Source organism: Streptomyces sp. NBC_01571, assembly GCF_026339875.1.
Classification (GTDB): Bacteria; Actinomycetota; Actinomycetes; order Streptomycetales; family Streptomycetaceae; genus Streptomyces.
On sequence record NZ_JAPEPZ010000001.1, the window covers coordinates 716347 to 734821 of the forward strand.

An 18475-nucleotide genomic window follows, 5' to 3' on the forward strand; every position below is an offset into this window, starting at 1 on the left:
CCATGGCGATCGACCTCGACTCCTATGTGAAGGGCGTACTCGACGGGAAGCGTGCGTACATCGCACGGGCCATCACCCTCGTCGAGTCGACCCGGGCCGACCACCGGTCCCTGGCGCAGGCCCTGCTGACCCAGTTGCTGCCGCACGGCGGCAACGCCCGGCGCATCGGCATCACCGGGGTGCCGGGTGTGGGCAAGTCGACCTTCATCGACGCGCTCGGCACGATGCTCACCTCGCTCGGGCACCGGGTCGCGGTGCTCGCCGTCGACCCCTCGTCGACCCGTACGGGCGGCTCGATCCTGGGTGACAAGACCCGGATGGAGCGCCTGGCGGTGGACCCCGCCGCTTTCGTACGCCCCTCCCCCACCGCCGGCACCCTCGGCGGCGTGGCGAAGGCGACACGGGAGTCGATGGTGGTGATGGAGGCGGCGGGCTACGACGTGATCCTGGTGGAGACGGTGGGCGTCGGCCAGTCGGAGACCGCGGTGGCGAACATGGTCGACTCCTTCCTGCTGCTCACGCTGGCCCGCACCGGCGATCAGTTGCAGGGCATCAAGAAGGGGGTCCTGGAGCTCGCGGACGTGATCACCGTCAACAAGGCGGACGGCCCGCACGAGCGCGACGCGCGTTCCGCGGCACGGGAGTTGGCGGGCGCCCTGCGTCTGATGCACCCGGTGGACGCGGCCTGGACTCCCCCCGTGCTGAGTTGCAGCGCCCGCGAGTCGACCGGCCTTGACACCGTCTGGGAACGCCTCGAACAGCACCGCGTCCTGCTCGACTCGACGGGCCGCCTCGCCGCCAAGCGCCGCGACCAGCAGGTCGACTGGACCTGGACGATGGTCCGCGACGAGCTCCTCGGCCGGCTGCACGCGGATCCGGCGGTACGGGCCCTCACACCCGCCCTCGAACAACAGGTCCGGGACGGGGAGTTGACGGCCACACTGGCGGCGGAACGCATCCTGGGCGTGTTCGGCGGCGTGGCCGACTGACTCGTCGCGACACTCCGGCCGTCCATGGCGGGAACCGGCACCGTGTCCGTCGGGCGGACACGGTGCCCACCCGGGCCGCCGAACGGCTGTGGGTCAACCCCGACTGCGGCCTGAAGACCCGCGCCTGGCCGGAGGTGCGGGCCGCGTTGGAGAACCTGGTGACGGCGGCCCGCGAAGTCCGCGGCGACCTGGCGCCGACGGTTTCCTGACACCGGTGTGGCCGGGGCAAACCATCTCGGTCCGCCCCGGCCGTCCGCCGTTCCCGCAGGACGCTCGCCGGGATCACCAGCCCGTTCACGAACCCGCGTTGAGGCTGTCGGCCCACTCCTCGACGGTGGTGACCTCGCCGCGCCGGCTGAGGACGTCGTTCACGAGCGTGTGGTGCAGTGCGGTGTCGGGGTCGGCGCAGGCGTCGGACAGGACCGTGACCTTGTAGTCGAGGTCGGCTGCCTGCAGGGCCGTGGACAGGACGATGCCGCCCGTGGCGATGCCGGCCAGGACGAGATGGTCGATCTCCTGGACGGCCAGGATCTGCTGGAGATTGTTGCCCGCGAAGGCGCTCACGCGGTTCTTGTGGACGACGATCTCGCCCTCCGCGGGGGCGACATCGGGATGGATGGCGGCACCGGGGTCGTCCGCGGTGAAGAGGTGCGACGGAAGGGAGCCGAAGATCTTGTTGCGGGGGTGGGCGTCCAGGTGACCGGGACGCAGTCGCAGTGCCACGTGGATGACGGGGACGCCCGCGGCGCGCGCGGTGCCGAGTGCCCGTACGGCGTGCGGCAGGTAGTCGTCGGGTGTGTGGGCGACGTGGTTGAGCTGGAGATCCATCAGGAGGAGGGCGGTGCGGGGCATGGGTCTGCGCTCTCGTTCAGGTGTGGTGGGAGTCAACGTGTGGACTACGACGTCCGCGGCACTTCGGCCGAGGTGTCCCCGGCCGTCGCGCGGCCGAGCGTGCGGTCGAAGGCGGTCAGGAGGAGGTAGAGCACGCCCGCGCCGAGCATGACCCAGGCGAGGTGGTGCATGCCGCCGGTGTCCGCGCGCCGCCCGAAGGAGGCGGCCGTCGTGGAGGAGGCGACCATCGATCCGACGTAGGCGAAGGTGCGCAGCAGGCCGGCCGAGGAGGCGGTCCGCTCGGGATCGGCCTGGAAGTAGACGGAGTTCTGCAGGGCCAGGCTGTTCAGGCCCTGCGGGACGCCGAAGACCAGGGCGACGAGAACCAGCGCCCACACGGGGCTGTCCCCGGTGAGTGTAAGCATCACCACACACGCGACGACCTGCCCCAGCCCGCCGACGAGCAGCTTGCCGCGCACGCCCTTGCGCCGTCCGGAGACGATCGAGACACCGATGGCCACCAGGAACATGGGGATCTGCGCCAGCCCGGCATGGAAGGGCGAGAGCCCGAAGCCCTCCTCCGTCCACTGGGTGAACCCATAGAGGAAGGCGTAGGAGACGACGTAGGCGACCAGCGCGCGCCCGTAGGTGGCCAGCAGGGGTGTGTTGCCGCCCAGCACCCGCAGGTCGATGAAGGGGGTGGGGGCCCGTAGCTCCCGGGCCACGAACACGGCGCTCGCGGCGACGGCGGTCACCAGCAGGTACCAGTCGCGCAGGTGCAGGTTCATCAGGAACAGCAGCAGCGAGATGAGCGTGACGGCGAACAGTGCCATGCCGGGCAGGTCGAGCCGGGCCGCGAGGCGCCCGCGCTGCGGGGACTCCCCCGTACCGGTCTCCTTGGGCAGCCGGAGCAGCCCCAGCAGCACGGCCGCGGCGGCCAGCGGCACGTTCAGCGCGAAGGTGGCGCGCCAGCCGCCCAGACCGATCAGGAGGCCGCCCAGCAGCGGGCCGATCACGGCGATGGTCTGGTTGGTGACCGCGAGCGCGGTCAGCACCCCGCCGGGGCTGTCCCGCCCGGTGCGCGTGGCCTCGCTGCGCAGCAGCGCCATCGCGGCGGGATACCCGGCGCAGGTGCCGAAGCCGAGCAGGACCCGGGAGGCGATCAGCACGCCCAGGTTCGGCGCGAGGGTGCCGACGACGCCGGCGACCCCGACGAGACTCGTGCTGAGGAGGAAGAGCCTGCGCGGCCCGAAGACGTCGATGAGCCGGCCGACGACGGGCTGCCCGAGAGCGGTGGCCAGGTAGAGGGCGGAGACCAGCCACGCGGTCTGGGAGGGCGGTGCGCCCAGCGCGTCGCCGATGGGTACGAGCGAGACGGCGATGATCGTCGAGTTGACCGGGTTGAGGACGGAGCCCAGCATCATCGGCGGCAGCAGCCGCCGGTCGAAGCCCGCCGTCGCCGCCGTGCTCCGCGCCTCTGTCCTCGGTTCACTCATGGGTGAGGCGCTCCAGCACCGTCATGGCGGCCATCACGGTCCGTCGTTCCTCTTCCGTGCACTTCTCCTGGAGTTGACCGGCAAGCCATTCCTGCCGGACCTGGCGCCCCTCCTCCACCCGCCTGTGCCCTTCCTCGGTCAGCGCGATCAGCAGACGGCGCCGGTCGTCGGGGTCGGGGTGCCGTTCCACCAGTCCCAGGGCGGTCAGCGACGCGATCGTCGTGGTCATCGACTGGTGGCGCACCCCCTCGGCCGCGGCGAGCTCGCTGGCCGTGACGCCCGGCTTGCCGGACAGGTGAGTGAGTACGGACGCCTGCCCGAAGGTGATGTCCTCGGCTTCGGCGGCGTTCAGGATGCGGCGCCGCAGGCGGCTGATGACCGTTCGGACCTGTCGCGAGGCCTGAACCGCCGAGGGCGTGGGGCGCGGGGTCTCCTTCATGCGTTCCACAGTAGAACCCGCAGCTTGAGTTGTACAGTTTCAGCTGTACAGCTCAGGCTGCTTGAGGGGCTCAACTCCGCGGGGCAGTTCGGGCCGGGCCGTTCGCGCCTCCGGGCCGCGTCCTTCTGAGATGCGGCGGCGTCCCTGGAGGTGGAGAGTGGGAACATGTCACAGCCATTGGTGCCACCGGGCGAAACCCCTCCGGTCGAGGGTTCGATCGCCGAGGCACATCAGGAACGGCCGGACGGCGGGATCTGGGAGCACCCCCTGTGGTGGCTCGGACTGATTGTCATCGGGGCGATCATCGTGGCGGCCTATTTCGCCGCTCGCATCATCGGCTACTGAGGCCACCGGGACCCGCCCCGCGTGGAGCGCGCTCCGTGCGGTGCGGGCGCTCCAGGTCCCGGGAGTCCGCGTGTCCGACGCGTGGGGCACGCGGCGTCCTCACTTCCGCTCCGCTCCTCACTCCCCTCGCCCGGGCCGGCCTCGGGTGTGGCCACCTTCGCGTGGCTCGACCGCACCTGTGCGACGCCACTCCCTGAGGCATCCGCTCCTCCCTTGGCGCGAACAACCGCTGGAGGCCAACAAGGGATGCGCATCATGACATCTGAACCCGATGGTTTCGTCTGCGACCCGACCCTCGGCACGAGCGCCGCACGCCGGAACGTGCGCAGCCGTCTCAGTCAGTGGCACGTCGAAGGGCTCGCCGACGACGCCGCGCTGGTACTCAGCGAACTGCTGTCCAACGCCCTGCGCCACGGAGCACCGCCCGTCCGGGTCTCCGTGACCCTTCGACGTACGCGCCATGACGGCCCCACCGTGCACATCGAGGTCGCCGATGCGGGCCACACCCTCAACTGCGGTGTCACGCGGTACCGTTGGGGACACCCCGCTTGCACGATGGACGAGAACGGCAGGGGCCTGTGCCTCGTCGACGCGCTCTCCTGTCGCTGGGGCGACGAACCGACGCCACAGGGGCACACGGTCTGGGCCGATCTCGCCTGCGATGCCGGGAGGGCCACCTGAATCCCGTGGAGGAAGGCCGACACCGGCCGCGGCGGCGTCGCCCGCTGCCTCATCGTCGTCAGGGACGTGAAGGACGGCCGCAGTTCCTTCGAGGTCGTCATCGGCACCAGGACGACCTGCCCCCCCCGATGACAGGGGGGCTCCGCTCGCGCGTGACGCGTCGTCGGCACGGGCGGACCCCGGTCGTGCCCGCCACCCGACCTCGGTCAGCGAGGTCGCGCGCTCGGGCCGGGCAGGACCGTGACCTCCGCCGGGGTGAGCGCGACGTGTTCGTCGGCGCACTCCACCACGACCCGCACCGGTGCCGCGCACTCACTGTGCCGGATGTCGAGAACCGGGCCCTCCGGATCCGCGACGTACGCCTCGCCCCACTGTCTGAGCGCCACCAGGACGGGCCACAGGTCCCGGCCCTTGCGGGTCAGGCGGTATTCGTGCCGCGTACGGCTGCCCGCTTCCCGGTACGGCTCGGTCCGCAGGATCCCGGACGCCACCAGCTTGCGGAGCCGGCCGGCCAACACCGCCTCCGAGAGCCCCACATGACGGCGGAAGTCGTCGAATCGGCGGACGCCGTTGAAGGCGTCGCGCAGGATCAGCAGCGTCCACTTCTCGCCCACCAGGTCGAGCGTGCGCTGGACCGTGCAGTTCTCCGTGCTCACTTCGAGCCAGTCCATACCCGCATCATAGGCGCGCTGGCTTCGCCATTGACAGTCAGCTGCGGCCCCGGCTAGCTTCGATTTACGCAGTCAGATGAGGAGCGCGGACATGGGCCGGTCACGTACGTACGAGTGGGAAGACCCCTCGGTCTCGGCCTCAGAGGTCGGACGGACCAGCGGGCTCGACTTCCTGCGCGCGATGATCGCCGGGCGGCTGCCCAGCCCTCCCCTCGGCGCCACGCTCGGGTTGGTGCTCGAAGAGGTCGATCACGGGCACGCGGTGTTCTCGCTGGAGCCCGGCGAGGAGCACTACAACCCCATCGGAAGCGTCCACGGCGGGATCTACGCGACCCTGCTCGACTCCGCGGCGGGGTGCGCCGTCCAGACGACGCTTCCGCAGGGCATGGCCTACACCTCGCTCGACCTGACCGTGAAGTTCCTGCGCCCGATCACGGTGGACACCGGCAAGGTCCGCGCCGTGGGCACCGTCCTGAACGGCGGCCGCCGCACCGCGCTGGCCCAGGCCGAGCTGTACGACTCCACCGACCGGCTGCTCGCCCACGCCACCAGCAGCTGTCTGCTGTTCCCGGCGCCGGCGGCCTGAACCGCGTACGGCGCGTCGGGGCCGTCTTCGCTGGAAGGCCTCCGGAAGCGGCGAAGGCGTCGTCCTGAGGTCCTCGCGAGCTGTCTCGGCATCGCCGCCCGGCTCCCCCGGTCCGCTCGGGGTGCGGGACTCGCTCTGGCCTGCACCGGAGGGCGCTCTGGCCGGGACCGGCGGGCGCCGTGGCCCAGGTTGGCCGCGGGCCACGCGATCACAGCGCGAGTCGTTCACGGCTGCTCGGAGGCCGGTTCGCCGTGCCGGGAAGTCACCGCGACCCGGATACCGTTCGCCGCGGCCAGGAAGTCACCGCGACCCGGATACCGTTCGCCGCGGCCAGGAAGTCGCTCTCCCCTCGGTGAGGGAGTCGACTCACCGCGGCCCGGAAATCGGTCCGGAAGCGGCGGGTCGGGGGCCGTAGGCGGCCTGGGCGCGTGTCGCGCCCCTGGACCAGCCGTGTCGCCCCTGAACCTGCCTCCGGGACCGGGACCGCCCGTGCCCGCGGAGTCTGCGCTCCGCAGGCACGGGCATGCCGCCCTGCCGTAGGTCAGGCGGGGGTGATGTTCTCGGCCTGGGGGCCCTTCTGGCCCTGGGTCACGTCGAACGTGACGGCCTGGCCTTCCTGGAGCTCACGGAAACCACTCGAGTTGATGTTCGAGTAGTGCGCGAAGACGTCGGGGCCGCCGCCGTCCTGCGCGATGAAGCCGAAGCCCTTTTCCGAGTTGAACCACTTCACGGTTCCGGTGGCCATGTCAATGCCTCTCAGTCGATTTCGGATCCGCACCGCGCGAATCCGGAGGTGATCGCCCTGGTCCTCAGGCACTGCACAGCAAAAAGCCCGCACCGGAGCGCGGGCAGGTACTGCGAACCACGACATCTGCGAGCGACGCTACACGGCGAATCCGCGTACCACCAGAGAGCAACGGCCATCAGGAGATGGAGCCGCCCCGGCCCGGGCGTGGCAAAGGCCCGCAGTTCGGGCCGTTTCACACCAGGGGGTGACGGCCGAACGATGGGCGGCACGCGCCTCCACGACGGGCGGCACGGGCGTCCGCCACCTCTTCGCACCCCCGGCCGGGTGAGCGAGCCGCTCGGAATCCCCGCGCGCTCGCCCCCCGGCGACTCCATGGCAAGGCGACCGCGGCCCGAGTGGTTCAGGAGGGCGCGCCGGTCAGGACTTCCACTTTGCCGGTGTCGAGCGAGTAGTAGGCGCCGACCACGGCGAGGGTGCCCTTCTTCACGAGCGGCGCGAGGTCCTTGTTGGAGCCCAGGTCGTCCGCGGTCAGCTTCACCTGGGCGCGGGCCATGGTCTCGACCGGGTCGGACCCGCCTTCCCGGGCCGCCCGGTCGTACGCCGGACGCAGGGCCTCGACGATCGCCTGCAGATTGCCGGGCAGTGGTTTGCTGTCGCGAATCGACTTGTACGCCGCCTCGACCGCTCCGCACCGCTGATGTCCGAGGACCACGATGAGCGGAGTGCCGCTCGTCATGGGCCCGTATTCGACCGAACCGGTGACGACCGGGCCGATCGCCTCCCCTCCCGTGCGCATCACGTAGAGGTCGCCCAGTCCGGTGTCGAAGAGCAGTTCGGGCGGCACCCGGGAGTCGATGCACGAGAGGACCGAGCCGAAGGGCACCTGCTCCTGGGCGACGAGTTCCCGCCGGTCGGGATCCCGGTCGGGGTGCTCGAGCTCTCCGCTCACCCAGCGCCTGTTCCCGTCCATGAGTCGCGCGAAGGCCGCGGCGGGCGTCGTCGGCCGTGCCGCGGGCGAAGTGCCGGTCGCCGGCGAGGTCCCGGGCGCCGACACCACGGCCTCCGTGGCGGAGGAGCAGCCGGCGACCGCGGCCGCCGCCACCGCGAATCCGCCGGCGAGAAGCACTCTGCGTGCCGGGCGTTCCGGACGTCCGGTTCTGTCCATCGTCTTTCCCCTCGCCGCCACTCGGACACGTCTCCGCGTCTTGACCAGGGCGATTGTTCAGCGCGGCGCCAGTATCCCGGCGGCAGGCGCAAGCGGGCACGGACCGCATTGCCACCAACGGCCCACACATCCGGGTCGGACCGCGGCCTGGGCACCCCCTGCCGACGCCGCGCCTCGCACGGAACGGCACCTCACTGCCGCGCCGGCACCACCCGGCTGTTCGCCCAGCTGTGCGCCTGGCATCGACCGGCGAACGCCGGTTTCCGCCCGGGCCGCGGTCACCGGCCGGGCGATCCGCCGCCCGGCACGGCCGGGTCACCAGGGTGGCGGTGCGCGCCGACGGGACCTGTCCGGGCCAGCAGCAAGGTCGTGTCGTCGGACGGCGAGGGGGTGCGGCGGGCGGCGAAGGCCCTTTCGCCCAGTTCCTCCAGGGGCAGCCTCGGGTGGGACAGCGCGGCGGCGAGGCGACGTATCCCGAACTCGATGTCCTCGGTGGGGAATTCGACCAGTCCATCGGTGTACAGGGCGATCAGACTGCCGTCGGGGATCTCGATCCGGACGGATTCGAAATGCCCCAGACCCAGGCCGATCGGGACTCCGGCGGGAATCTCCGTGACGGTCGCCGTGCCGGCGGGGCTGACCATGATGGGTGGAAGGTGTCCGGCTCCGGCGATGTCGACGTGCCGTCCGGCCGGGTCGTAGACGACGTACAGACAGGTCGCGCCCACGCCGGAGACGGTGGCGCCCGGGGAGTCCGCGTCCTCCTGCGTCAGGCGGCCGACCGTGCGGTCCAGGCTCGTCAGAAGCTCGACGGGCGGCAGATCCATGTCCGCGAGCGTGCGCAGCGCGGTGCGGAGCCTGCCCATCGCGGCCGCCGCCTGGATGCCGTGCCCGACCACGTCGCCGACGACCAGGGCGACCCGGTCGCGGGGCAGCGCTATCACGTCGTACCAGTCGCCCCCCACGCCGTGGTCCAGGTCGGCGGGGACATAGCGCGAGCTCACCTCCAGGGCGGGCCCGCCGGACAGGCGGGCCGGGAGGAGGTTGCGCTGCAGGGCCAGGGCCGCGGTGTGTTCGCGGGTGTAACGATGGGCGTTGTCGAGGCTCAGCGCGGCACGGTCGACGAGTTCCTCCGCGAGGACCAGATCGTCCTGCTCGAACGGGGCGGGATTGTCCGTCCGCACGAAGACGGCGATACCCAGTGCGACGCCCCTCGCCTGGATCGGCACCATCATCACGGTGTGCATGTCGGTCATACGGATGACCCGGGAGCGCTGCGGGTCGCACTGCAGCCAGGTGGCCAGGGATTTCCGCAGCAGCGGCTCGATGTAGGACTTCCCCGTGGTCAGTACCTGGGTGAACGGCGAGGCCGGCGGGACGAAGACGGGCTCGCCGCGGCCCCACAACGCCTCCGGGTTGCCTTCGTGGATCGACGCCAGCCCCGCCCGGCGGAAGACGGGGATGCGTCCGGCGTCCCTTCCCAGCCGCGCGAGGGGCTCCTCGCCGAGGGGTACGGACTCCGCCAGGTCCACGGTGACGTAGTCGGCCAACCGCGGGACGGCGAAGTCGGCCAGTTCCTGCCCGGTCTGCATGACGTCGAGAGTGGTGCCGATCCGGGTGCTGGCCTCGCTCAGCAGGGCGAGGCGCTCGCTCGCGAGCCGTCGGCGGGCGTCGGGATGAGCGTCGAACGCGGCCAGCCACCGGGGCGCGCCGTCCCGTGCGGCCAGTCGGGAGATGCGCAGTTCCACCTCCAGCCGGTGCCCGCGGCGGTGCCGCAGCTGAGCCGAGCCCGTGGGCGCCAGCAAGTCCGCGAACGGCCGGCCGATCACCTCCTCGGCCGCGTAGCCCAGGAGTCGTTGGGCGCCCAGAGTCCAGCCCGCGACGGCCCCGTCCGCGTCGATGACCGCCGCTGCCATGCCCTCCGTCTCGACGGGCGTGCCCCACAGTCCGTCGCGGCGGTCGTCGGCGGCTCCCTCGTCGGTGGTCATGGCATTCTCCCGGTGAGCGGACCGGTCACTGCCCCGACGGTGCCGGACCAGCGTCTGCCGTGGTCACCGTGACGCGGGGGTCGTGAAGCCGAACTCGGCGCCGTGTACGCGTTCCTGAGGCAGCCGCGCTCATGGAGGGCCTGCGGTGATCAAGGGGTGAGACCGAGCTGGCGCAGCATGCCGAGCTCATCGCTGCTGCCCCAGCGCTCGACCATTTTCCCGTCGGCGAACCGGCTGATCTGCATGCCCCGGTAACTCACCGTCCTGCCGGTCGCGCTGTGCCCCATCAGTTCACCGAGATGTGTGCCCGTGATCGTGTACGCGAAGGCGATCTCGTCGTCGGTGGCCATGACGTGCTCGACCTCGACGTGCAGATCGGGGAAGGCCCGTCTCATCGTGGCGAACATCTCCTCATAGCCCTCGGGTCCCGGAACCTGGCCCGGCGCCGGGTCGTGGTCCACCGAGCCGGGTGCGACGTATTCGTCGAGCTCGCCGAGGTGGTCACTGTTCACCGCTGATCCGAAGTTCTCCAGGACGGCGAAGTTGCTGCTGCGCGACATGACGCGCTCCCTGAGGTCGGGGTGGTCGGTCTCGGGCGCACACACTCGCGGGGTGTGCGGTCGCATGTTCCTCCCCTCCACGATAGGTCTGGCGGACTGGGGTGGCCTGCTGGAACCGGCGGCGACGACCCCCTCGCGCGTCCGGCGGCACGGACGTGGAGGACACCGAGCCGGGCGACGCCGCCGAGCGGCCCGGCGGCATCCGGCTCACCCCCGAGTGCCCTGCGCCGCCGTGCTCCGGAAACGGGCCCGGTAGACCGTGGGTGCGATGCCGATGATGTGCTGGAAGCTGCGTCGCATGGATTCGGCGGAGCCGAAGCCGGACCGTTCGGCGACGGCGTCCACCGAATCGTTGCCGCTCGTGAGGAGCGCCCGCGCGGCCTCGACGCGCACCAACTCCACGTACCGTCCAGGTGTCATGCCGACCTCCGTGCGGAAGAGCCGGCTCAAGTGCCGGGTGCTGACGCCCGCCTGCAGCGCGAGCGCGTCCATGTGGTGGGCCTCCGCCGGGTCGGCCACGATGGCGTCCATGACCCCGCGCAGCACGGGGTGTCCGGAGCCGCGGGGGGTCATCCGGGCACTGAACTGGGACTGACCGGCCGGCCGGGCCATGAAGACCACGAGTTGCTGGGCGACGGCGCGTGCCAGGTCCGCCCCGTGATCCGCCTCGACGAGCGCGAGCGCCAGATCGATGCCGGTCGTGACGCCCGCCGAGGTCAGGACAGGGCCGTCCTGGACGAACACGGGATCGGCCTCGACGCGCACGCGGGGGTAGCGCGCGGCGAGTTCGCCCGCGAGCCGCCAGTGCGTCGCGGCGCGGCGGCCCTCCAGGATCCCGGCCTCGGCCAGCAGAAAGGCGCCCGCGCAGACGGACGCCGTGCGGGACGAACGCGTGGAGAGCTCCGTGACCAGGTCCACCAGTTCACGGTCGTCGACCGCCCGCCGCCAGTCCGGGCGGCCGGGCACCACGAGGGTCCCGAGCCGCTCGGGCAGTTCGGCTGCCGACGTGTCGGCGCTGAGCCGCACCCCGGAGGAGGTACGGATGCCCGCCCCGGTCTCCGACACGATGTGTACGTCGTAGTCGGCACCGTCCTCGTTCGCGGTGGTGAACACCTCGGCGGGACCGGCGACATCGAGCAGCTGCACTCCGTCGAAGGCGAGCACCGCCACCGTGTGAGGCGAACTCGGGCCGCCCGTGCGGGGATCGGCACTCACTCGGGCCATGGAGAGTCCAGGATGGTGCTGACGAAGTCTCCGCGCTCGAACCCGGGGACGTAGTGGGCGAGGACGTCGGCCTTGACGTTGCCGAAGGTGGTCTCCGGCTTGTTCCGGACGCCTTGGGTGAAGGAGTCGAGGATGCGGCGCTTGAAGTCGGGCCGGGGATGCAGGGCGGTGATCGCCGCGCGGTCCTCGTCGGAGACGTCGGCGTAGCCGATACCGAGCACGTCGTACTCGACCCCCGCGGTCACCAGGGCGACCTCGGGTTCCATGAACTGCGGTACGCCCGGGGTGGTGTGCAGGGCGATGGCCGTCCAGACCCTGCGGATGCTGTCCTCGGGCACGTCGTGCGTGCGCAGGAACCGCCGGGCCTCGTCGGCGCTGTCCACCTCGAACCGGCGGCCGCTGTGGTGGAAGCGCTCGCCGAGTCCGAGGTCGTGGAACATGGCCCCGATGTACAGCAGCTCGGGATCGAAGCTCAGGTCCCGGTTGCGCCCCTGCAGGCTGCCGAACCAGAACACCCGGCGCGAGTGGTGGAAGAGGAGCTCGGTCGAGGTGTCGCGCACCAGCTCGGTGGCTTCGCGCGCCAAGCGCGTGTCGGGCACCGTCACCCCTGCCGCTGTGTCTGTACGACTCGACATCACATCCGCCTCCTTTTTGCCGTCCACCGGTCCGGGCCGGGGATCTTCCGTGTTCCTCGTTCCTCCTCAAGGTTCCGCTCGGATCGCGGGAGCCGCCATGGCGCTGGAGCCATATGCCCCACAGATCCGGACACCGGCGTCCGGGACACCACGGACGATCCGATCCGGGGACTTTGCATGATCATGCGTTTCAATGCATACTCTTTCTATGTCTAAGGTCCTCACCTCCCTTCCCGCCGACGAGCGCGTCGGCATCGCCTTCTCGGGCGGTCTCGACACCTCGGTCGCGGTCGCGTGGATGCGCGACAAGGGAGCGATCCCGTGCACCTACACCGCCGACATCGGCCAGTACGACGAACCCGACATCGCCTCGGTGCCCGGCCGCGCGAAGACCTACGGTGCCGAGATCGCGCGCCTGGTCGACTGCCGCGCGGCACTGGTCGAGGAGGGCCTGGCGGCGCTCACCTGCGGGGCGTTCCACATCCGCTCGGGCGGCCGCGCCTACTTCAACACCACCCCGCTCGGACGTGCCGTCACCGGCACCCTGCTGGTCCGGGCCATGCTCGAGGACGACGTACAGATCTGGGGCGACGGCTCGACGTTCAAGGGCAACGACATCGAGCGTTTCTACCGGTACGGCCTGCTCGCCAACCCGCACCTGCGGATCTACAAGCCCTGGCTGGACGCGGACTTCGTGACCGAGCTCGGCGGCCGCAAGGAAATGTCGGAGTGGCTCCTCGCCCACAACCTGCCCTACCGCGACAGCACGGAGAAGGCGTACTCCACCGACGCCAACATCTGGGGTGCCACCCACGAGGCCAAGACGCTGGAACACCTCGACACGGGCGTGGAGAGCGTGGAGCCGATCATGGGCGTCCGGTTCTGGGACCCCTCGGTCGAGATCGCCGCCGAGGACGTCACGATCGGTTTCGACCAGGGCCGCCCGGTGACGATCAACGGCGAGAAGTTCGCCTCCGCCGTCGACCTGGTGATGGCGGCCAACGCGATCGGCGGCCGGCACGGCATGGGCATGTCGGACCAGATCGAGAACCGGATCATCGAGGCCAAGAGCCGCGGCATCTACGAGGCACCCGGCATGGCCCTGCTGCACGCCGCGTACGAGCGCCTGGTCAACGCGATCCACAACGAGGACACCGTCGCCCAGTACCACAACGAGGGGCGGCGCCTCGGCCGGCTGATGTACGAGGGCCGCTGGCTGGACCCGCAGGCACTGATGGTGCGTGAGTCGCTGCAGCGCTGGGTCGGCGCGGCCGTCACCGGCGAGGTGACCCTGCGGCTGCGGCGTGGCGAGGACTACTCGATCCTCGACACCACGGGCCCCGCGTTCAGCTACCACCCGGACAAGCTGTCCATGGAGCGCACCGAGGACTCGGCCTTCGGTCCCGTGGACCGGATCGGCCAGCTCACCATGCGCAACCTCGACATCGCCGACTCGCGCGCCAAACTGGAGCAGTACGCCGGGCTCGGCCTGATCGGCACCTCGCCCGCCATCGGTGCCGCGCAGGCGGCCGCCACCGGACTGATCGGCACCATGCCGGAAGGCGGCGCCGAGGCCATCGCCTCCCGTGGCGAGGTCTCCGAGGACGAAGAGATGCTGGACCGGGCCGCGATGGAGTTCGGCACCGACTGACCCGGCTGGTCGAACGCGGCGTCAGCACCCCCTGGGACGCCGCGCGTCGGGAGGGACGGGCCGGGCCCGCCCCTCCCGACGATTACAGCGGGACGGCACAACGGCGCGGCGCACCGGGCGGGTTGGCGCTCCGATCGAAAACTCCTGGCGCATCGCCGACAGGGAACGCTACGATCCCGGCGATGACGACTCACTCTGTTCACAGATTGGGGGCCCCGTCCGCGCAAGGTGAGTGCTGATGCTCACTCGGACCGCGAAATGGGATTCCCGCCTTTCCCTCTGGCTGCGCGTGCGCGAGTTCGCCGTGCCGCCCTCCATGATCGAGACGTCGACCGCCCGCCGCCGTGCCGGCGACTGGGCGGGGGCCTGTGCCGCCGCGCGGATCGACATCGAGTTCAGTCCCCGTTCGGTGGCACGCACCCATGGCCGGGACCTCGCCGCCCGGATCCGGGCCGATCTGCGCCATCTCGCTCCAGACCTGCTGCGCTGGCACATGCCGAGGATCGCCCCCGACGGCCTGTTGCGGCCGGGTCTGACCATCGCTCTGGCGCGGTACGACGAGTCGGGGCGGCACGGTACGGGCCCGGTGCACCTGGTCGCACGGACGCCGCCGGCCTGGGCGGACGCCGGTCAGCGGATCAGCCTCGCGCTCTGGGACGGCTCCCGCTCCGACGTCAGCGCCCGTCGCCACCCCCACCCCCATCCCGACCGGCGGTTCCGTCTCGACCTCCACCGGCATCTGTGGGACGCGCGAAGGACGGACGAGCTGCGGATCCGTTCCGGCGCCGAGCAACCGCCGCCGGACACCCGCCTTGTGGTGGATCCGGACGCGTGGGCGAGGGTGCCGCAGGGACACCGGTGCGCCGTCGACCGATGGGCGGCCGAGGCGGCGATCGTGCTCCGCGCCGAAGGGCGACCCGACGACGCCGTCGTCGCCGTGCGGATCGGGGCCCGGCACCGAGTGGTCCTGAACCTGGTCACGGACGGGGACGGCGCCGGCCCACCCGCGTTGCGGATCACGTCAGTACCCACACAGGCTGACACCTCCACGCTGCCGGTCCTGCCCGACGCGGCGACCTGGGTGCTGCCCGACCTGGAACTGGTCCGCGCCGGCGCGATCGAAGTGGATCGGCTGCACCCGCTGGTCGCCTCGGCACTGGCGCCGGGGGCACCGGGCCGGTCGGCGGTCCGCACGTCCCTCACCGTGGACCGGCCAGGACAATCGCACCTCGTCGACTGCCGGGGAGCCCGGCACCGGATCGGCCTCGTCGACGGAGCCCTGGCCCCACTGGACCACGACCCGGACGAGATCCGCCGCGAAGAACTGCTGGCCGCGCTGACCGGTACCCCACTCCCCTGCCTGCGGGCCATCGATGTGGCGCACCGTCATCCGGACTGCATCGCCGGCGTCCGTGAGCGGCTGGACCACGGCGACACCGCCGGTGCGCTGACCGTCGTCGAAGATCTGCTGGGCCCCGACGCGCTGCTGCGCAAGGGCGCCCTGCGGGACGAACTGGAGGCGGCGGCGCGGCGGCGGATCACGTACGGGCTCTACAGAGCAGGGCTCATCGGCCCCGGACCGGACACCGGCGCCGCGCCCGGATTCGGCACGGGCGCCGGCACCGGCACCGGCGGTATCCGCCCCGACCGTCGTCACACCCACTCCCGCCGCCCGCACCCGCGCCACGCGACCTTCCGCTGACCCGGGCGTTCCTCCTCCGCACCTCCCCGCCGCCCCGGTCTCCGTCCTCTGCGCCCTCTTCGGGCCGTCACACATCCCAAAGGTGATCACACACATGTCCACACACACCCGTTCCCGGACAACCGACATCCGCACGACCCCGCCCCCTCCCGCCCAGCTCGATGTCGCCGGCGCGTTGCTGACCCTGCTGCGCGACACGTCGACCGAACCGCGCCCCGACATCCAACTGGAGGCCCTGACCCTGGCCGTGGCCGCCGACCTGCCCGTACTGCTGTGGGGTGAACCGGGGATCGGCAAGACCGCGGCGCTGACACAGCTCGCGGACGCCCTCGACCTGCCGTTGACCACGGTGATCGCCAGCGTGCACGAGCCGTCCGACTTCTCGGGGCTGCCCGTCATCGGCGACGATCCGGCGGAACAAGGGGTGCCCATGGCCCCGCCGGACTGGGCGGTGCGGCTGGTCCGGGCCGGCCGGGGACTGCTGTTCCTGGACGAACTGTCCACCGCGCCGCCCGCCGTGCAGGCCGCCCTGCTCCGCCTCGTCCTCGAACGGCGGATCGGCGCCCTGCAACTGCCGCCCGGGGTCCGGATCGTGGCCGCCGCCAACCCGCGGGCCTCGGCGGCCGACGGCTGGGAGCTGAGCCCGCCGCTCGCCAACCGGTTCGTCCACCTTCAGTGGACCCACGACCACGAGGTCGTGGTCCGCGGCCTCGGTGGGACCTGGCCCCGGGCCACACTGCCGCGGCTCGACCCCGAGCGGTTGCCGGCAGCGGTGGACTTCGCCCGCCGTGCGGTGTGCGGACTCCTCGCCGCCCGCCCCGGGCTCGTACACCGGCTGCCCAGCAACGAGACGCGCAGGGGCGGCGCCTGGCCGTCTCCCCGGAGCTGGGAGATGACACTGTGTCTGATCGCTTTCGCGACCGCGGCCGGCTCTTCCCGCGAAGTGCTTTCCCTGCTCGTCAGGGGCACCGTGGGGGACGGTCCGGGGCTGGAGTTGCTGGCCGGCCTGGACCGGATGGACCTCCCGGACCCCGAGGTCCTGCTGGCCGACCCGGCCAGTGCCGCCCTGCCGGAACGGGGGGATCTGCGGCAGGCCGTGCTCGACGGCGTGGTGGAGGCGGTCCGCAAACGCCCGGAGAGGTCGCGCTGGGAAGCGGCCTGGGCGCTCCTGGTCCGGGCGGTGGAGGCCGGAGCACCCGACCTGGTGGTCGTGCCCGCGAACACACTCGCCTCGCTGCGCCACGAGGACTGGGACGTTCCGGCGTCGATCGAGAAGCTCGCCGGAGCGGTCTCCCTGTCCCGGCGGGCCGACCGCGCGGCGGCCCGGACCGCGGTCGCCGCATCGGCCGGCCGATGAACGCGGACACACCGAGGACGCCGCCGGCCGTACCGGAGCCCCCGGGCACGCCTGCGGCACCGGACGCACCCGGGACAGCGGACGCACCCGGGGCGCTGGACCGCGACAAGCTCTTCGCCGCCCGGCTGCACGCCGCCCGGGTCCGGCCCTACCTGGCGACGGCGCTCTTCGCCCTGCAGACCGTGGAGTCGCGGCAGGTGCCGACGATGGCCGTCGACCGGTACTGGCGGTGCTATGTGTCGCCGCCGTTCGTGGACCGGATGTCGGTGGAGGAGCTGGCCGGAGTTTGGGTGCACGAGGTGTCGCACCTGCTGCGCGACCATCACGGGCGCAGTGACCGGGTCGCGCGCGAGCGCGGGCTGACCGGCCCGGGGGAACGGCTGCGGATGAACATCGCGGCGGACTGCGAGATCAACGACGACGTGTTCGGCGAAGGGCTCCTCCAGCCCGAAGGCGCTGTCACACCGGAGGCCTTGGCGCTGCCCGAGGGTGAGCTCATGGAGGACTACCTGCGCCGGTTCCGGCTGGGGCCGCGCACGCAGAGTCTGGTCTGGCTCGACTGCGGCAGTGGCGCCGACGGACTGGACCGGGAATGGGAACTCGGACCGGACGGAGCGTACGGCCTGAGCGACCAGGAACGGGACGCCGTTCGGTTCCGCGTGGCGCAGGGCATCACCGCGCGTCCGGGAGACGCCCCCAGGGGGTGGCGGCGATGGGCGGAGGAGGCGTTCCAGCCGCCGCAGCCGTGGCGGAACCTGCTGGGAGCGGCCGTCCGTTCGGCGGCCTCCGGCTCCGGAGCGGGTGAGGACTACACCTACGGCAGGCCGTCGCGGCGCTCGGCCGGGGTACCCGGCGCCGTGCTGCCGAGCCTGAGGCGCAGACCGCCTCGGGTCTCCGTGATCATCGACACCTCCGGGTCGGTCAGCGACGCCGAACTGGGCAGCGCGCTGCGCGAGGTTGCGGCGATCTCCCGTGCCGTGGGCGGCCGTCGTGACCTCGTCACCGTACTGCCGTGCGACGCGTCGGCCCAGATCGTGCACTCGCTCTGCCGAGCCGAGGGAATACCGCTGGTGGGCGGTGGGGGCACCGACCTGCGTACGGGCTTCGCCCGAGCCCTCCGAAAGGGACCCCGACCGGATGTCGTCGTGGTACTGACCGACGGTCAGACGCCCTGGCCGAGCAACCGGCCACCGTGCCGGACGGTGGTCGGCCTGTTCCCCCGACACCACTCGTCCTCCTCGTGGGACGAGGAGGATCCCGACTACGTCCCTGACGCACCGCCCGAGTGGGCGCGGGTGGTCGTCATCGAATCGGATCCCGCCGCTCGGTGAGTTCTTCGAGGCCTCTCAGGACGGGAGGAGGCAGGAAGAGGCCTGCCGGAGCGTTCTGACTCGGGCGGCCGGCGTG

The 18475-nt window shown here is 71.6% G+C and carries 18 protein-coding genes and 1 pseudogene; 9 read left to right on the plus strand and 10 right to left on the minus strand.

Annotated features, from left to right (window positions below; translation table 11 throughout):
• The first annotated feature begins 2 nt into the window (after nucleotides 1-2).
• Nucleotides 3-989, plus strand: a complete 987-nt coding sequence (meaB, locus tag OHB41_RS03205; RefSeq protein ID WP_266696409.1) for a methylmalonyl Co-A mutase-associated GTPase MeaB — start codon at nucleotides 3-5, stop codon at nucleotides 987-989.
• A gap of 2 nt (nucleotides 990-991) precedes the next feature.
• A pseudogene (locus tag OHB41_RS03210) lies at nucleotides 992-1198 on the plus strand (hypothetical protein); the annotation flags it as partial.
• Nucleotides 1199-1283: 85 nt separating this feature from the next.
• Here the strand turns inward: OHB41_RS03210 and OHB41_RS03215 are convergent.
• The 3 genes from OHB41_RS03215 to OHB41_RS03225 are packed head-to-tail and all read right to left on the minus strand — an operon-like array spanning nucleotide 1284 to nucleotide 3755.
• Nucleotides 1284-1841: a cysteine hydrolase family protein gene (locus OHB41_RS03215; RefSeq protein ID WP_266696410.1), complete on the minus strand. Its 558-nt coding sequence runs from the start codon at nucleotides 1839-1841 to the stop codon at nucleotides 1284-1286.
• Nucleotides 1842-1885: 44 nt separating this feature from the next.
• Nucleotides 1886-3316 (minus strand): MFS transporter, encoded by a 1431-nt coding sequence (locus OHB41_RS03220; RefSeq protein WP_266696411.1) that lies wholly within the window; start codon nucleotides 3314-3316, stop codon nucleotides 1886-1888.
• Nucleotides 3309-3755 (minus strand): MarR family winged helix-turn-helix transcriptional regulator, encoded by a 447-nt coding sequence (locus OHB41_RS03225; protein WP_266696412.1) that lies wholly within the window; start codon nucleotides 3753-3755, stop codon nucleotides 3309-3311. Before OHB41_RS03225 ends, OHB41_RS03220 begins: the two co-directional genes overlap by 8 nt.
• A gap of 165 nt (nucleotides 3756-3920) precedes the next feature.
• Here OHB41_RS03225 and OHB41_RS03230 point away from each other — a divergent pair, with 165 nt between their 5' ends.
• The gene (locus OHB41_RS03230; RefSeq protein WP_168526039.1) at nucleotides 3921-4100 is read left to right on the plus strand and encodes a DUF6480 family protein; all 180 of its coding nucleotides are present in this window, start codon (nucleotides 3921-3923) and stop codon (nucleotides 4098-4100) included.
• 255 nt (nucleotides 4101-4355) lie between these two features.
• Nucleotides 4356-4781 carry an ATP-binding protein gene (locus OHB41_RS03235; RefSeq protein WP_266696413.1) on the plus strand — a complete coding sequence of 142 codons (426 nt, stop codon included), beginning with the start codon at nucleotides 4356-4358 and terminating at the stop codon, nucleotides 4779-4781.
• A gap of 206 nt (nucleotides 4782-4987) precedes the next feature.
• Here OHB41_RS03235 and OHB41_RS03240 read toward each other — a convergent pair whose 3' ends face one another.
• Nucleotides 4988-5452, minus strand: a complete 465-nt coding sequence (locus tag OHB41_RS03240) for a winged helix-turn-helix transcriptional regulator (RefSeq protein WP_266696414.1) — start codon at nucleotides 5450-5452, stop codon at nucleotides 4988-4990.
• 91 nt (nucleotides 5453-5543) lie between these two features.
• On the opposite strand from OHB41_RS03240, the gene OHB41_RS03245 reads away from it, so the two are divergent.
• A complete protein-coding gene (locus OHB41_RS03245) occupies nucleotides 5544-6038 on the plus strand; it encodes a PaaI family thioesterase (RefSeq protein WP_266696415.1) in 495 nt (164 codons plus the stop codon).
• 541 nt (nucleotides 6039-6579) lie between these two features.
• Here the strand turns inward: OHB41_RS03245 and OHB41_RS03250 are convergent.
• From OHB41_RS03250 to OHB41_RS03275, 6 genes are all read right to left on the minus strand, one after another.
• Nucleotides 6580-6783: a cold-shock protein gene (locus OHB41_RS03250; RefSeq protein WP_148009846.1), complete on the minus strand. Its 204-nt coding sequence runs from the start codon at nucleotides 6781-6783 to the stop codon at nucleotides 6580-6582.
• Between the two features lie 403 nt (nucleotides 6784-7186).
• A complete protein-coding gene (locus OHB41_RS03255; RefSeq protein WP_266696416.1) occupies nucleotides 7187-7951 on the minus strand; it encodes a carbonic anhydrase in 765 nt (254 codons plus the stop codon).
• Nucleotides 7952-8229: 278 nt separating this feature from the next.
• Nucleotides 8230-9939, minus strand: a complete 1710-nt coding sequence (locus tag OHB41_RS03260) for a SpoIIE family protein phosphatase (RefSeq protein WP_266696417.1) — start codon at nucleotides 9937-9939, stop codon at nucleotides 8230-8232.
• A 149-nt stretch (nucleotides 9940-10088) separates the two neighbouring features.
• Nucleotides 10089-10499, minus strand: coding sequence for an ester cyclase (locus OHB41_RS03265; protein ID WP_266696418.1), 411 nt, complete (start codon nucleotides 10497-10499; stop codon nucleotides 10089-10091).
• A 207-nt stretch (nucleotides 10500-10706) separates the two neighbouring features.
• Nucleotides 10707-11723, minus strand: coding sequence for a GlxA family transcriptional regulator (locus OHB41_RS03270; RefSeq protein WP_266696419.1), 1017 nt, complete (start codon nucleotides 11721-11723; stop codon nucleotides 10707-10709).
• The gene (locus OHB41_RS03275) at nucleotides 11711-12358 is read right to left on the minus strand and encodes an HD domain-containing protein (protein WP_266696420.1); all 648 of its coding nucleotides are present in this window, start codon (nucleotides 12356-12358) and stop codon (nucleotides 11711-11713) included. Before OHB41_RS03275 ends, OHB41_RS03270 begins: the two co-directional genes overlap by 13 nt.
• 208 nt (nucleotides 12359-12566) lie before the next feature.
• On the opposite strand from OHB41_RS03275, the gene argG reads away from it, so the two are divergent.
• The 4 genes from argG (at nucleotide 12567) to OHB41_RS03295 (ending at nucleotide 18399) form a co-directional block, all read left to right on the plus strand.
• Nucleotides 12567-14009, plus strand: coding sequence for an argininosuccinate synthase (argG, locus tag OHB41_RS03280; protein WP_266696421.1), 1443 nt, complete (start codon nucleotides 12567-12569; stop codon nucleotides 14007-14009).
• Between the two features lie 238 nt (nucleotides 14010-14247).
• On the plus strand, nucleotides 14248-15711 hold the full coding sequence (locus OHB41_RS03285) for a hypothetical protein (RefSeq protein ID WP_266696422.1): 1464 nt from the start codon (nucleotides 14248-14250) through the stop codon (nucleotides 15709-15711).
• A gap of 94 nt (nucleotides 15712-15805) precedes the next feature.
• Complete coding sequence (locus OHB41_RS03290; RefSeq protein ID WP_266696423.1) at nucleotides 15806-17068, plus strand: AAA family ATPase; 1263 nt, start codon at nucleotides 15806-15808, stop codon at nucleotides 17066-17068.
• Complete coding sequence (locus OHB41_RS03295) at nucleotides 17065-18399, plus strand: vWA domain-containing protein (protein ID WP_266696424.1); 1335 nt, start codon at nucleotides 17065-17067, stop codon at nucleotides 18397-18399. The genes OHB41_RS03290 and OHB41_RS03295 overlap by 4 nt, the downstream gene beginning before the upstream one ends.
• Nucleotides 18400-18475: the final 76 nt, after the last annotated feature.